This window comes from Nocardia sp. NPDC049149, assembly GCF_043197455.1.
GTDB lineage: Bacteria > Actinomycetota > Actinomycetes > Mycobacteriales > Mycobacteriaceae > Nocardia.
On record NZ_JBICTD010000007.1, the window covers coordinates 293,826 to 307,102 of the forward strand.

Sequence of the window (13,277 nt, forward strand, 5' to 3'; positions counted from 1 at the left end):
TTGCCGAACGACTCCGTGCTTTACGGAGTCGTCTGCAGCACGAACTTCGCGACCGCGTCGGTGAAGGAGTCGTTGTCGTCGCCCGCCGCGGTGTGCGCGGCTCCGCCGATCTCGACCAGCTGCGCGTGCGGCACCAGCTCCTGAAATGCCGCGGCCCCTTCGGAACTCACCACGTCGGACTGCATGCCGCGCACCAGCAACACCGGCATCGTCAGTGCACGCGCGGCGGCTTCCATCTGCACGATCATGTCCGACGGATCCTCGACGCGGCCTGCCAGCATGTCCGGATCCCAATGCCAGTACCAGCGGCCGTCCCGCTCGCGCAGGTTGCGCAGCAGGCCGTCGGTGTTCTTCGGCCGCGGCCGGTGCGGCATATATTCGGCGACCGCGTCGGCGACCTGATCCAGGCTGTCGAATCCGTCGCGGTGCTTGCCGAGAAAGTCGATGACCCGTTCGACGCCGGCCTTTTCCGGCCTGGTCACGATGTCGACGAGCACCAGCGCGCTGATCTGCGCGCCGCCGGGGACGGCGGTGGCGAGCAGAGCGGTGATGCCGCCCATGCTCGCCCCGACCACGACCGCGGGGGCGCCGAGCTGCTCGAGCACGAGCAGCAGGTCGCGCACCATGGTGTCGCGCCGGTAGTCGCCGTCGTCGGCCCACTGGCTGTCGCCGTGCCCGCGGGCGTCGAGGGTGACCACCCGCATGCCGGATGCGGCCAGTTTGCCGCCCGTCTGTTTCCACGAATGCCTGGTCTGCCCGCCGCCGTGCAGGAACACCACGAGCGGGCCGTCGACCGGGCCGAACTGGTCGGCGACCAGTTCGATCCCTCCGGAGCCGCGCAGTAGTAGCGGAGTCGGCTCCAGCAGATTGTTCGCATTACTCATCAACCGAGGATCGCATAGAACTTGTTCTAGTTTCGACCCCCGAGAACGGATATGTCAGCAGTCCCACTTGCCGGACGCGCTGAGGGTGCGCTGGAGCAGGCAGGCGACCTTGGCGTTGACCGACGCGGAGATCGTGGACGAACCGTTCGAGGTGAACTCCTCACCGATCTGCGTCGACGTGTCCGCGGGCGCCGAGGTGGTGTCCGTGGCGTGCTCGAGCGGCAGCCCCTGTGCGCTCGCGGTGGCGGCGCCGCCCGCGAGGGCAGCACAGAAGGCCAAGGTGGCGGTGGTGCCGCGCAGTGCGCCGCGAACGATGGACTTTGGCATGGAAAAGCTCCTCACTCGGTTCAATCTCGGTAGATCACACACAGACGCCCGCTCAGGGCAGACGCCAGTCAACGGGTTCGGCACCCAGTTCGTCCAGTAGTTCGTTCACGCGAGAGAACGGTCGGGAACCGAAAAAGCCGCGCGACGCCGACAGCGGCGACGGATGCGCGGACTCGATATAAGGCACCTCGGCCTGGACCAAGGTGGGCTTCAATGTCGCCGCGTCCCGGCCCCAGAGAATCGCGACCAGCGGCTCGTCCCGCGCGACCAAGGCGCGAATCGCCTGCTCGGTCACCGCTTCCCAGCCCTTGCCGCGATGCGAGGCAGGCGCTCCCGGCGTGACCGTCAGCACCCTGTTCAGCATCAGCACGCCCTGGTCCGACCACGGACTCAGGTCGCCGCACGACGGCGTCGGGTGGCCGAGATCCTTGGCGTACTCGGCGAAAATGTTCGCCAGGCTGCGCGGGACCGGCGAAACATCCGGTGCGACAGAGAAACTCAGGCCCATCGCGTGACCGGGCGTCGGGTACGGATCCTGGCCGACAACCAGCACCCGCACGTCGGAGAAAGGACGCTGGAAGGCGCGTAACACGTTGTCACCGGCCGGTAGATAACCGCGGCCCGCGGCATTCTCTTCGCGCAAGAACTCGCCCATAGCCGAAATTCGATCGGCCACCGACTCGAGTGCCTCCGCCCATCCCGGATCCATGATTTCCGACAGTGGTTTCGCGCCCATGACCGCACAACTTAGCGTGGTTCGTCCGCTACTGCCGAGTCCACCCCACCGAATGATTCCCAACCCGCGCTGCCCGACCACGGCACGCCGCCGACCGTAACGCCGTGACCGGCGCAGACTCGGCCGATCGCCCGCCAGCCGGTGGGCAGCGCGGCGCCTGCCGCCCAGGTCGCCGCGAACGCATGGTCCTCACCGCCGGTCAGAATCCATTGCGCCGCATCGGCATCCAGCAGGGCCGCGATCGGGTCGAGGGCCGGGTCGGCGACCGCGGCGGCGTCCAGATCCATAGCGACACCGGATGATTCGGCCATATGCCCGAGGTCGGCGAGCAGCCCGTCGGAGACATCGGTCAACGCGTGCAGGTCGTCGGCACCGGGCAGCTGCAGCGCGTCCAACACCGATGTATAGGGCGGTTGCGGGACGCGATGGGCGGCAAGCACTTCGGCGAAGGCGGCAGCCTCGGCGCCCGCAGTGAGCACCGCGAGACCAGCGGCCGACCAGCCGAGGCGGCCCGCGACGGCGATCGTGTCCCCCACCCGCGCACCGGCTCTCGTGCGGGGAGCACGGCCGCGCAGGTCGCCGAACGCCGTGACCGAGAGGACGAGGTCACGGCTGCGCACCAGGTCACCGCCCGCGATGGACGCGCCTGCGCGCGCCGCCTCGGCCCACATTCCGTCGGCGAGACCGTCGATCAGCTCCAGCGGTGTGTCGGCCGGGCAGCCGAGTGCCACCACGAACGCGCTCGGCACGGCGCCCATGGCGACCACGTCGGCGGCGTTCTGGGCGATGGCCTTGCGCCCGATGTCCTCGGCGCTCGACCAGTCGAGCCGGAAGTGCCGGTCCTGCACCAGCATGTCGGTGGTGACGACGAAGCGACCGTCGGGCGCGGCGACCAGCGCGGCGTCGTCGCCAGGGCCGAGCAGAACTCCGGGCGCCTGGACGCGGCCCTTGTTGATCCGCTCGATGAGCGCGAACTCCCCCAGTTCACGCACCGTCCTCGGCCTCGTGCCCTTGCTCACGACTGCGCCTCGCTGGCGCTCAGCTCCGTCGCGAGCAAGTGCTCGGCCGTGCCCATGGTTCACTCGCTGCGCTCGCTCACGGACCGGTCCTTTCAGGCGCGCTGCTTGCTGGAATCGACCCGAAGGTACCCTTTCCAGGGCAATCGAGTACTACCGGGCCGGTCACGGCATCGCCGCAAAGTTGCGGCCCGCCGACCGGCGCGGTCACCGCGAAAGGAAGGATCGGTGCGCATGGCGGCGGCAACGTCGGATCGCGATTCGTCGAAGGACGAGGCATCGAAGGACGCTGCCGAGGAAGCGACCACGCACGAGGATGCCGCGGAGTCCGCGACCGAGACCGCGGCGGATGCGGCGGAGACAGACGAGGCTGCGGCGGACGAGGGTACGGCGGAGGACACCTCGACTGCCGAGAGCACGCGCCAGTATTCGCCCGCGCTGATCGCCACCGCAGTGGCTTTGCCGGTCATGCTCGTCGTCGGTGTCCTGGTCGCCGCGGTCGTCGCCCGCAACGCGCCGGTCGAGCGCGAACCGCTGGTGCTCGGCCCGGTGGCCGCGCCCGCCGCGACCGGGACCGCCTGCACCACGTTGCTTCCGCAACTGCCAGTCACGTTGGGCGAGTTCAGCAAGTCCACGCTGGTGGAACCGTCCCCGCCCGCCACCTGGGCGTGGCAGCGCGAGGACGGCGGCGATCCGATCGTGTTGCGCTGCGGCCTGGATCGCCCGCTGGAGTTCAACCGTGCGTCGGCACTGCAGATCGTGAACGGCGTCCAGTGGTTCGAAGCCCGCGACCAAGCCGCCAAGGCAAGCACCTGGTTCGCCGTCGATCGCGAAACCTATATCGCCCTGACCGTTCCAGACGGCTCCGGTCCGACGCCACTGCAGGGCATCTCCGACGCCATCACGGCAAATCTCCCTGCCACACCGATCGACCCGGGACCGCTGCCCAACTGAGTCGGACCCGCTGGTCTAGCGCAGTCCGGTGCCGCGGGCGAGGGCCGTCTCGATCAGGGTGGAGATCAGCGCCCGGTAGTCGATGCCGGTGGCTTCCCACATCTTCGGGTACATCGAGATGGGCGTGAAGCCGGGCATGGTGTTGATCTCGTTGATCACCGGACCGTCGGCGGTGATGAAGAAGTCGACGCGCGCCAGGCCCTGGCAGTCCAGCGCGCGGAACGCCCGCACCGCGAGTTCCCGGACGCTGTCGGACATTTCGTCGTCCAGCTTGGCCGGAATGTCGAATTCGCAGACGTCATCGAGGTATTTGGTTTCGAAGTCGTAGAACTCGGGGGCCGCGGCCGCGGTGTCTTCGTCGGGCATCCGGATCTCGGCCACCACACTGGCTTCCACCCGGCCGTCCGGGAATTCCAGTACGCCGCACTCGACTTCACGGCCGACGATGCCCGCCTCGACGATCACCTTCGGGTCGTGCGCCCGTGCCGCGGCGATGGCCGCGTCGAGCGCGCGCCACTCGGTGATCTTCGTGATGCCGATCGATGAGCCGCCGCGGGCGGGCTTCACGAACGCGGGCAGGCCGAGCCGCTCCCGATCTTCTTCGCGCACCGTCGCGGTTCCCGGACGCAGCACCACCTGGTTGCCGATCGGCAAGCCTTCGGCGGCAAGGAGTTTCTTGGTGAATTCCTTGTCCATGCCCGCCGCACTGGCCAGCACGCCAGGCCCGACATAGGGCACACCGGCGAGTTCGAGCAGACCCTGCAGGGTGCCGTCCTCGCCGAACGGTCCGTGCAGGATCGGGAACACCACATCGACGGAACCGAGCGCGGCCGTGGGATCGTCGAGCGCGATCAGCGCGCCCGAGCTCTGCGCACCGGCGGTGATCGTCAGCGCGGTGCCGGTGCCGTCGACCGACGGCAGCGCCAGGTCCTGGAATCCGAGGGCGGCGATCTCCGCGTCGGCGAGCACCCAGGTGCCTTCGGTGCTGATGCCGATCGGCACCACGTCGTAGCGTTCCGGATCCAGATTGCGCAGCACGCTGCCGGCCGACACGCAGGACACGGCGTGCTCATTGCTCCGCCCGCCGAAGACCACAGCCACCCGGATCCGGTTCGTCATGCCCGGAACCGTACCCGGCGCGGCGCGGGACTCGCATCGCCACCCATTCGGGTCGGCACGACCGCCACTACTCGGGCTTGATGCGCCTGCCGAGCAGGTTGGCGATGGCCTCGAGCACCGAAAGGCCCTCGTGGCAGACCTGATGCACGGCGGTGGTGAGCGGCATGTCCACCTCGTGCTTGACCGCGAGCGCGCGAATCGACGTACACGACTTCACGCCTTCGGCGACCTGCCCGTTGGTCGCCTCCTGCGCCGATTCCATCGACCCGCCCGCACCGAGCGCGTGCCCGAACGACCGGTTGCGCGACAGGGGCGAAGTACAGGTCGCGACCAGGTCGCCGACACCGGCCAGCCCGGCCAGCGTCGCGGGCTCGGCGCCGAGAACCACGCCGAGCCGGATGATCTCGGCGAGGCCGCGCGTGATGATGCTGGCGATAGTGTTGTCCCCCAAGCCCATTCCGGACGCGATGCCGCAGGCCAGCGCGATGACGTTCTTGCTGGCGCCGCCGATCTCGCAGCCGATCACGTCGGTGTTGGTGTACGGCCGGAAATAGCCGGTGGCACAGGCTTGTTGGAGCGCGACGGCGCGGTCGGCGTCGCTGCAGGCGATGACGGTGGCCGCGGGCTGGCAGACGGCGATCTCCCTGGCCAGATTCGGTCCGGACAACACCGCGATGCGGCCCGCGTCGACACCGGTGACCTCGCCGACCACCTCACTCACCCGCAACAACGTCCCGGTCTCGATGCCCTTGGCCAAGCTCAACAACGACGCGTCCGGCCCGATCAGTCCTTTCCACGCGCCAAGATTCGGCCGCAGCGACTGGGACGGCACCGCGAGCACGACGATGTCCGCGCCGTCCAGTGCGACCGCGGGATCGTGGGTGGCCGCGATCGGCGGCAGCTGAATATCGGTGAGGTACGACGGATTGCGATGTTCGGTGTTCAGCACCTCCGCGACCTCGGGTCGCCGCGCCCAGATCGTGACCTCGGTTCCCGCGTCCGCCAACACCTTCGCGAACGCGGTCCCCCACGATCCCGCGCCCATCACTGCCGCCCTCGTCATCTGCCCAATATGCCATGGAAGGATTGGGCCCATGCGCCCGCACGCCGTGCATGCCGTGATCGCGGTCAAGAGCCTCGATCAGGCCAAGAGTCGACTGGCCGACCGGTTGCGCCCGGAACATCGGGCGCGACTGGTCCTCGCCATGCTCGCTGACACCGTGACCGCTACGACGGCCGTTCCCGGGATCCGCTCGGTCACCGTGGTGACCCCGGATCCGGCCGTCGCCGACCTGGCTCGCTCGGTGGGCGCCGCCGTGCATCCCGAGCCGCGCAAGTCCGGACTCGACGGCTTGAACAGCGCGCTGGCCGACGCCGCCAGGGCGTTGCGGGACCGGCACGGGCCGGTCGATCTGCTCGCGCTGCAAGCCGATCTGCCCGCACTGCGACCGGAGGAACTGAACGACGTGCTGACCGTGGCGCCGCGCGGTGTGCGTTCGGTCGTCGTCGATCACGCAGGCACCGGCACGTCGGCGCTACTTGTCCGCGACCCGGTCGCGGCACTCGAGCCTCGGTTCGGACCCGGTTCAGCGGGTAAGCACATCGCTGCGGGCGCGGTCGCTCTGCACGGCGACTGGCCGGGGTTGCGCCTGGATGTCGACACGGCGGACGACCTCGACCTGGCTATCGAGCTCGGCGCGGGCGAGGCAACCTGTGCGGCGCTGCACGACATCGGGTGGCACGATCGTGTTCACCACCACGTTCGGCGGGTGTGCTAGAAGGTCGCCACGGTGAGGTGACGCTGACGTCAATCGCGGTGTCGACCTGCACACAACGAGCCGCGTAGGGGATGATCGTTGGCGTGAGCGATACGGAAACCGTCAAGCAACAGCAGTTGCTGCCCACGCCTCCACCCGCGGCGACACCCGTGTCGACCGAGCTGGCGGCAGAGCAGTTGCCACGTGATCGCTACCTCAATCGCGAGTTGAGCTGGCTCGATTTCAATGCCCGGGTCCTCGCCCTGGCCGAGGACGCCTCGCTGCCGTTGCTGGAGCGTGCCAAATTCCTGGCCATCTTCGCGTCGAACCTCGACGAGTTCTACATGGTGCGGGTCGCAGGCCTCAAACGCAGGGCCGAGACCGGACTGCTCGTGCGCTCGGCGGACGGCCGCTCGCCCGGCGAACAGCTGGAGTTGATCACCGCCCGTACCCAGGAGATCGCTGAACGCCACGCCAGGGTCTTCCTCGACGAGGTGCTGCCCGCGCTCACGGACGAGGGCATCGCGATCATCGACTGGACCGACCTGAACGACGACGAGCGGCAGCGCCTCTCCGGCTACTTCCAGGACCAGGTCTTCCCGGTGCTCACCCCGTTGGCGGTGGACCCGGCGCACCCCTTTCCCTACATCAGCGGCCTGAGCCTCAACCTCGCGGTGACGGTGAAGGATTCGTCCACCGGCGGCGAGCACTTCGCGCGCGTCAAGGTGCCGGACAACGTCGAGCGGTTCGTCCGGGTGCGCCGTGCCGACGCGAATTCGCCCATCCGCGCGTTCCTTCCGATGGAGGAGCTCATCGCGGCGCACCTCGATCTGCTGTTCCCCGGCATGGAAGTGGTTGAGCAGCACTCGTTCCGGATCACCCGCAACGCCGACTTCGAGGTCGACGAGGACCGCGACGAGGACCTACTCCAGGCGCTGGAGCGCGAACTCGCGCGCCGACGCTTCGGATCGCCGGTGCGACTAGAGGTCTCCGACGACATGACCGAGCACATGCTCGAATTGCTGTTGCGTGAACTCGATGTCGACCCCGGCGACGTCATCCAGGTGCCGGGACTGCTCGACCTGTCCTGCCTATGGCAGGTGTACGCGGTCGACCGGCCCAACCTCAAGGACACCCCGTACGTGCCTGCCACGCCTGCCGCGTTCGGCGAGCGGGAGACGCCGCGCAACGTGTTCGCGGCGCTGCGCGAGGGCGACGTCCTCGTGCACCACCCGTACGACTCGTTCTCCACCAGCGTGCAGCGGTTCATCGAACAGGCCGCCGCGGACCCGCAGGTGCTCGCGATCAAGCAGACCCTCTACCGCACCTCCGGTGACTCCCCGATCGTCAACGCGCTCATCGACGCCGCCGAGGCGGGCAAGCAGGTGGTCGCGCTGGTCGAGATCAAGGCGCGGTTCGACGAGCAGGCCAACATCAAATGGGCACGCGCACTGGAACAAGCAGGCGTGCACGTGGTCTACGGCCTCATCGGCCTCAAGACCCACTGCAAGACCTGTCTGGTGGTCCGGCGCGAGGGCGCGACCATCCGCCGCTACTGCCACATCGGCACCGGCAACTACAACCCGAAGACCGCGCGGCTCTACGAGGACGTCGGATTGCTCACCGCCGCACCGGAAATCGGTGCCGATCTGACCGATTTGTTCAATTCGCTGACCGGTTACTCGCGAAAAGAGAACTACCGCAACCTGCTTGTCGCGCCGCACGGCGTGCGCGCCGGGATCATCGAGCGGATCCAGCAGGAGACCGAACTGGCCAGGCAGGGCAAGGACGCCCGAATCCGGCTGAAGGCCAACGCGATCGTCGACGAGGAGATCATCGACGCGCTGTACCGGGCCTCGCAGGCGGGCGTCCCGGTGCAGATCGTGGTGCGCGGCATCTGCGGGCTGCGCCCCGGCGTGCCAGGCATGAGCGAGAACATCGAGGTCCGTTCGATCCTCGGCCGCTTCCTCGAGCACTCCCGCGTCCTGCACTTCCAGGCCCAGGACCAGTACTGGATCGGCAGTGCGGACATGATGCACCGCAACCTCGACCGGCGCGTGGAAGTCATGGCGCAGGTGAAGGATCCGCGCCTCACCGAACAGCTCGGGTCGGTCTTCGACTCCGCGTTGGATCCCAACACCCGTTGCTGGGTACTCCAATCGGATGGAAACTGGCTGGCGTGGCCGGAGCCCACCGGCGACGAAGCTGTCAAAGTACGTGACCACCAAGAGTTCCTGATGCGGCTGCGGAGGCCAGATCAACAGTGAGCGGCACCACGGGGTACGAACTGGAAGGGGGACCTTTCTGGGATCCCCGAGTGACTGCCAACATTCACGCCGCGGGTGCGGTGCTGTGGCGGCGCCGACCGCGCGGCGCGCTCGAGATCGCCGTCGTCCACCGCCCCAAATATCAGGATTGGTCGCTGCCCAAGGGCAAGCTCGATCCCGGTGAGACGCCGGTGCTCGCCGCGGTCCGCGAGGTCCGCGAGGAAACCGGGCTCGACTGCAGGCTCGGACGCTACCTCGGGAAGGTCACGTATCCCGTTCCGGGGCACCGCAAGCTGAAGCGGGTCGACTACTGGTCGGCCGAGGCGGTGGGCGGGGAATTCACCGCCAACGCCGAAGTGGACGTGCTGCAGTGGTATCCGCTGGATCGGGTGATGGACCAGTTGTCCTATCCGATGGATCGGCAGGTGGTGCGCGCGTTCACCCGGCTGCCCGCGGACACCCGCACGCTGCTGCTGGTGCGGCACGCGAAAGCTGGTCGGCGCGACCGCTTCTCCGGGCCGGACCCGCTGCGTCCGCTGGACCGCAACGGTCAGGCGCAGGCGCGGGCCCTTGTCCCGAATCTGTTGGCGTTCGGGGCATCCCGGATCCATTCCGCCGACCCGGTGCGCTGCGTGCAGACGGTGACGCCGCTTGCCGAGAAGCTGGACAGTGCGATCGTCCTAGAGCCGACGCTGTCCGAAATCGGTTATGCCGCAGCGCAGGACGAGGCGCGGCAGCGGATGCTCGAGCTGATGCCGGATACCGGAGTGCCCGTTGTGTGCAGTCAGGGCAAGGTGATTCCGGATCTGTTGCAGTGGTGGGCCACTCGCGACGGCATCACGTTGCCGTCGGCGCGCAACCGCAAAGGCAGTGTGTGGGTACTGTCGTTCGCGGATCGCAAGCTCGTCGCCGCCGACCATCTGGACCGGTCGCTCTCGGCGGACGTCGTACCGTCCTGAGCGTCCCCAGACGCCGCCGTAACGCCCTTGCGCGGAAACATGGCCCGCAACGGCCGATTGGGCCCTCCACGGCCGAAATCGCCCGGAAACATGAGCCTGACCGGCCCGCGCAGGCTGAAAGACGGGCCCCGACAGCCGAAACGGCCCCGGAAGCGAGCTTCCGGGGCCGTTTCGATCGGTATAGCGGGTGATTCAGCCTCCCGGCTGCCACCCGGCGCCAATACCGTACTGGCGCAGTACTAGCGGCGACCGCGAGCCGGCGCCTTCTTGGCGGCCGACTTCTTGGCCGGAGCCTTCTTGGCGACCGTCTTCTTGGCGGCCGTGACCTTCTTGGCAGCCGTCTTCTTGGCGGGAGCCTTCTTGGCGACCGTCTTCTTCACGGCGGTCTTCTTGGCGACCGTCTTCTTGGCGGCGGCCTTGGTCGCAGTCGTCTTGCGAGCGGCCGTCTTTGCGGGCGCCTTCTTGGCGGCCTTCTTTGCCGTGGTCTTGGCGGGGCCCTTGGTGGCAGTCGCCTTCTTGGCGGCGGTCTTCTTCGCCGCCGTCTTCTTGGCGGCGGCCTTCTTGGCTGCCACCGGCGCATTCACGCCGCGCTTAACGGCGGGACCGCTTGCGGCAAGCTTCTGCTTGCCCGCGATCACGGCCTTGAACTGCGCGCCCGGACGGAACGCAGGCACCGAAGTCGGCTTCACCTTGACGGTTTCGCCGGTGCGCGGGTTCCGCGCGACTCGCGCCGCACGCTTACGCTGTTCGAACACACCGAATCCGGTGATTGTGACGCTCTGACCCTTGTGCACCGCGCGCACGATGGTGTCGACCACATGCTCGACTGCCGCGGTGGCCGTGCGCCTGTCTGTACCCAACTTTTCGGTCAGAACGTCGATCAGTTCCGCCTTGTTCATTGAATCCTCCGCAGACTAATGGCCCGTCGTCGGACCGACTAGGTACCACGGTAAACCCACAATGGGCAAGAGTCTATGTGCCACGCCAAAATTCATGTGGTTTAGCACACGTCCAGCTACCGGCCCCCCGTTCATCCAGCTAACACCCAGGGGTGTTTAGTGCCTCTAAATATGTGCTGGGAGGGTAGTGGGTTTCCATGCTGGCCTTGTGTTTTCGAACTCGGCGATCGTGTCGCTGCGGCGCAGCGTGAGCCCGATGTCGTCCAATCCTTCGAGCAGACGCCACCGCGTGTAGTCATCAATATCGAACGGCAACACGGCGGTTCCAGCGGTCACCGTGCGGTCCTCCAGGTCCACAACCAATTCGAGACCGGGCTGTTCCTCGAGCAACTTCCAGAGCATTTCGACATCGTTCTGTGACATCTGGGCCGCCAGCAGGCCGCCCTTACCGGCATTGCCACGGAAGATGTCGGCGAACCGCGACGAGATCACGACCCGAAACCCGTAGTCAGACAGCGCCCAGACGGCATGTTCGCGCGACGAACCCGTGCCGAAATCCGGCCCGGCCACCAGCACACTGCCCCGCTTGTAGGGCTCGACGTTGAGAATGAAGTCGGGATCAGTGCGCCATGCTGCGAACAGTCCGTCCTCGAATCCCGTGCGGGTCACCCGCTTCAGGTACACGGCCGGGATGATCTGGTCAGTATCCACATTGGAACGACGGAACGGCACGCCGATCCCCTTGTGCACGGTGAAGGCTTCCATTGATTCTCCTGAGTCGGTAGAGGTATCGCGTCCGGTCAGTCCAGATCCGCAGGCGAGGACAGGGTTCCACGGACCGCCGTCGCGGCCGCTACGAGCGGGGAAACCAGGTGCGTACGGCCACCTTTGCCCTGTCGGCCCTCGAAGTTGCGGTTCGACGTCGACGCGCAGCGCTGGCCGGGCTCGAGCTGATCCGGATTCATTCCCAGGCACATTGAGCAGCCCGCCTGCCGCCATTCGGCGCCCGCTGCGGCGAAAATCTCACCGAGTCCTTCTAATTCGGCCTGTGCGCGAACCCGCATCGATCCCGGTACAACCAACATTCGCACGCCGTCTGCGACACGGCGTCCCTTTAAAATCCCAGCCACAGCACGCAAATCCTCGATGCGTCCGTTGGTGCACGATCCGACGAATACCGTGTCGACCGCCACCTCGCGCAGCGGCGTTCCCGGGGTCAAATCCATGTACCGCAGCGCTTTCTCCGCGGACTCGCGCGCCGTCTCGTCGGCGATCTGGGCGGGGTCGGGCACCGATTCGCCAAGGGGCGCGCCCTGTCCCGGGTTGGTGCCCCAGGTGACGAACGGGGTCAGCTCGTGCGCGTCGATGTGCACCTCGGCGTCGAACCGCGCACCCTCGTCGGTCTTGAGTGCTTCCCAAGAGGCGATTGCTGCCGTCCAGTCGTCCCCCTGCGGGGCGTGCGGGCGGCCGGCGAGGAATTCATAGGTTGTTTCGTCCGGAGCGATCATGCCCGCTCTGGCGCCCGCTTCGATGGACATGTTGCAGATGGTCATTCGGGCCTCCATCGACATGGCCCTGATCGCCTCGCCGCGGTACTCGAGCACATAACCCTGACCGCCGCCGGTGCCGATCTTCGCGATGACGGCCAGAATCAGGTCTTTGCTCGTGACGCCGGGCGCCAGCGTGCCGTCCACCGTGATCGCCATCGTCTTGAACGGGCGCAGCGAGAGCGTCTGGGTGGCGAGCACGTGCTCCACCTCGGAAGTGCCGATGCCCATCGCCAGCGCGCCGAACGCGCCGTGCGTCGAGGTGTGGCTGTCACCGCAGACCACCGTCATGCCCGGCTGGGTCAGGCCGAGTTGCGGGCCGACCACGTGCACGATGCCCTGATCCAGATCGCCCATCGGATGCAGCCGAACGCCGAATTCCGCACAGTTGCGGCGCAGAGTTTCCACCTGCGTGCGCGAAATCGGATCCGCAATGGGTTTATCGATATCGACGGTCGGGACATTGTGGTCCTCGGTCGCGATGGTCAGATCGGGGCGCCGCACCGGCCTGCCCGCGGCGCGGAGGCCGTCGAAGGCCTGCGGGCTGGTCACCTCGTGCACCAGGTGCAGGTCGATGTAGATCAGGTCGGGTTCGCGCGCTTCACCCTCCCCCGCGCCATGGGCGACGACATGCTGCTCCCACACCTTTTCGGCCATGGTGCGTGGCTGTGCCATTTTCGATCACCTTTCGACAAGCATCCGCCTCCGCGTTCCGGGCTGAGGACGGCGGCGGCTGCACACGTTTTTCGGATAGGCGAGATCAGATGTCCGAGCGGAGCACCCGCGTCGGCGGTTCCGTGTGGATTCCCAAC

General features: G+C 67.4%; 13 protein-coding genes. 4 read left to right on the forward strand and 9 right to left on the reverse strand.

All coding sequences use genetic code 11. The features are described 5' to 3' along the window. Positions 1-20: 20 nt before the first annotated feature. Genes ACGFNJ_RS28975 through ACGFNJ_RS28990 form a run of 4 tightly spaced genes read right to left on the reverse strand, consistent with a single transcriptional unit; the run spans position 21 to position 2,939 of the window. Positions 21-884, reverse strand: coding sequence for an alpha/beta fold hydrolase (locus ACGFNJ_RS28975; protein ID WP_393454884.1), 864 nt, complete (start codon positions 882-884; stop codon positions 21-23). Between the two features lie 54 nt (positions 885-938). Beyond that, positions 939-1,211, reverse strand: coding sequence for a hypothetical protein (locus ACGFNJ_RS28980; RefSeq protein ID WP_393454887.1), 273 nt, complete (start codon positions 1,209-1,211; stop codon positions 939-941). A 52-nt stretch (positions 1,212-1,263) separates the two neighbouring features. After that, a complete protein-coding gene (locus ACGFNJ_RS28985; protein WP_393454890.1) occupies positions 1,264-1,947 on the reverse strand; it encodes a uracil-DNA glycosylase in 684 nt (227 codons plus the stop codon). An 11-nt stretch (positions 1,948-1,958) separates the two neighbouring features. Further along, positions 1,959-2,939 carry a thiamine-phosphate kinase gene (locus tag ACGFNJ_RS28990; protein WP_393455391.1) on the reverse strand — a complete coding sequence of 327 codons (981 nt, stop codon included), beginning with the start codon at positions 2,937-2,939 and terminating at the stop codon, positions 1,959-1,961. Between the two features lie 258 nt (positions 2,940-3,197). Between ACGFNJ_RS28990 and ACGFNJ_RS28995 the strand changes: the two genes are divergently transcribed. After that, positions 3,198-3,917: a DUF3515 domain-containing protein gene (locus ACGFNJ_RS28995; protein ID WP_393454893.1), complete on the forward strand. Its 720-nt coding sequence runs from the start codon at positions 3,198-3,200 to the stop codon at positions 3,915-3,917. A 15-nt stretch (positions 3,918-3,932) separates the two neighbouring features. On the opposite strand, the gene ACGFNJ_RS29000 is transcribed toward ACGFNJ_RS28995, so the two are convergent. After that, positions 3,933-5,036, reverse strand: coding sequence for a D-alanine--D-alanine ligase family protein (locus ACGFNJ_RS29000; protein WP_393454896.1), 1,104 nt, complete (start codon positions 5,034-5,036; stop codon positions 3,933-3,935). Positions 5,037-5,103: 67 nt separating this feature from the next. Further along, positions 5,104-6,099, reverse strand: a complete 996-nt coding sequence (locus ACGFNJ_RS29005; protein ID WP_393454899.1) for an NAD(P)H-dependent glycerol-3-phosphate dehydrogenase — start codon at positions 6,097-6,099, stop codon at positions 5,104-5,106. Between the two features lie 31 nt (positions 6,100-6,130). Here ACGFNJ_RS29005 and cofC point away from each other — a divergent pair, with 31 nt between their 5' ends. The 3 genes from cofC to ACGFNJ_RS29020 all read left to right on the forward strand — a co-directional run bounded on the left by cofC (position 6,131) and on the right by ACGFNJ_RS29020 (position 10,019). After that, positions 6,131-6,814: a 2-phospho-L-lactate guanylyltransferase gene (cofC, locus tag ACGFNJ_RS29010; protein ID WP_393454902.1), complete on the forward strand. Its 684-nt coding sequence runs from the start codon at positions 6,131-6,133 to the stop codon at positions 6,812-6,814. 71 nt (positions 6,815-6,885) lie between these two features. Then, positions 6,886-9,060, forward strand: a complete 2,175-nt coding sequence (locus ACGFNJ_RS29015) for an RNA degradosome polyphosphate kinase (protein ID WP_393454905.1) — start codon at positions 6,886-6,888, stop codon at positions 9,058-9,060. Between the two features lie 50 nt (positions 9,061-9,110). Further along, positions 9,111-10,019 (forward strand): NUDIX domain-containing protein, encoded by a 909-nt coding sequence (locus ACGFNJ_RS29020; RefSeq protein WP_393454908.1) that lies wholly within the window; start codon positions 9,111-9,113, stop codon positions 10,017-10,019. Between the two features lie 239 nt (positions 10,020-10,258). On the opposite strand, the gene ACGFNJ_RS29025 is transcribed toward ACGFNJ_RS29020, so the two are convergent. From ACGFNJ_RS29025 to leuC, 3 genes are all read right to left on the reverse strand, one after another. Continuing rightward, complete coding sequence (locus ACGFNJ_RS29025) at positions 10,259-10,918, reverse strand: HU family DNA-binding protein (protein ID WP_069163850.1); 660 nt, start codon at positions 10,916-10,918, stop codon at positions 10,259-10,261. Positions 10,919-11,083: 165 nt separating this feature from the next. Next, on the reverse strand, positions 11,084-11,683 hold the full coding sequence (gene leuD, locus ACGFNJ_RS29030; RefSeq protein ID WP_393454912.1) for a 3-isopropylmalate dehydratase small subunit: 600 nt from the start codon (positions 11,681-11,683) through the stop codon (positions 11,084-11,086). Between the two features lie 35 nt (positions 11,684-11,718). Beyond that, entirely contained in the window at positions 11,719-13,140 is a 1,422-nt protein-coding gene (leuC, locus tag ACGFNJ_RS29035; protein WP_393454915.1) for a 3-isopropylmalate dehydratase large subunit, read from the reverse strand. Positions 13,141-13,277: the final 137 nt, after the last annotated feature.

Excerpts from the sequence above, each read along its gene's own strand:
- ACGFNJ_RS28975 (WP_393454884.1), bottom strand. The coding sequence starts at position 884 with ATGAGTAATGCGAACAATCTGCTGGAGCCGACTCCGCTACTACTGCGC.
- ACGFNJ_RS28980 (WP_393454887.1), bottom strand. The coding sequence starts at position 1,211 with ATGCCAAAGTCCATCGTTCGCGGCGCACTGCGCGGCACCACCGCCACC.
- ACGFNJ_RS28985 (WP_393454890.1), bottom strand. The coding sequence starts at position 1,947 with ATGGGCGCGAAACCACTGTCGGAAATCATGGATCCGGGATGGGCGGAG.
- ACGFNJ_RS28995 (WP_393454893.1), top strand. The coding sequence starts at position 3,198 with ATGGCGGCGGCAACGTCGGATCGCGATTCGTCGAAGGACGAGGCATCG.
- ACGFNJ_RS29000 (WP_393454896.1), bottom strand. The coding sequence starts at position 5,036 with ATGACGAACCGGATCCGGGTGGCTGTGGTCTTCGGCGGGCGGAGCAAT.
- ACGFNJ_RS29005 (WP_393454899.1), bottom strand. The coding sequence starts at position 6,099 with ATGACGAGGGCGGCAGTGATGGGCGCGGGATCGTGGGGGACCGCGTTC.
- cofC (WP_393454902.1), top strand. The coding sequence starts at position 6,131 with ATGCGCCCGCACGCCGTGCATGCCGTGATCGCGGTCAAGAGCCTCGAT.
- ACGFNJ_RS29015 (WP_393454905.1), top strand. The coding sequence starts at position 6,886 with ATGATCGTTGGCGTGAGCGATACGGAAACCGTCAAGCAACAGCAGTTG.
- ACGFNJ_RS29025 (WP_069163850.1), bottom strand. The coding sequence starts at position 10,918 with ATGAACAAGGCGGAACTGATCGACGTTCTGACCGAAAAGTTGGGTACA.
- leuD (WP_393454912.1), bottom strand. The coding sequence starts at position 11,683 with ATGGAAGCCTTCACCGTGCACAAGGGGATCGGCGTGCCGTTCCGTCGT.
- leuC (WP_393454915.1), bottom strand. The coding sequence starts at position 13,140 with ATGGCACAGCCACGCACCATGGCCGAAAAGGTGTGGGAGCAGCATGTC.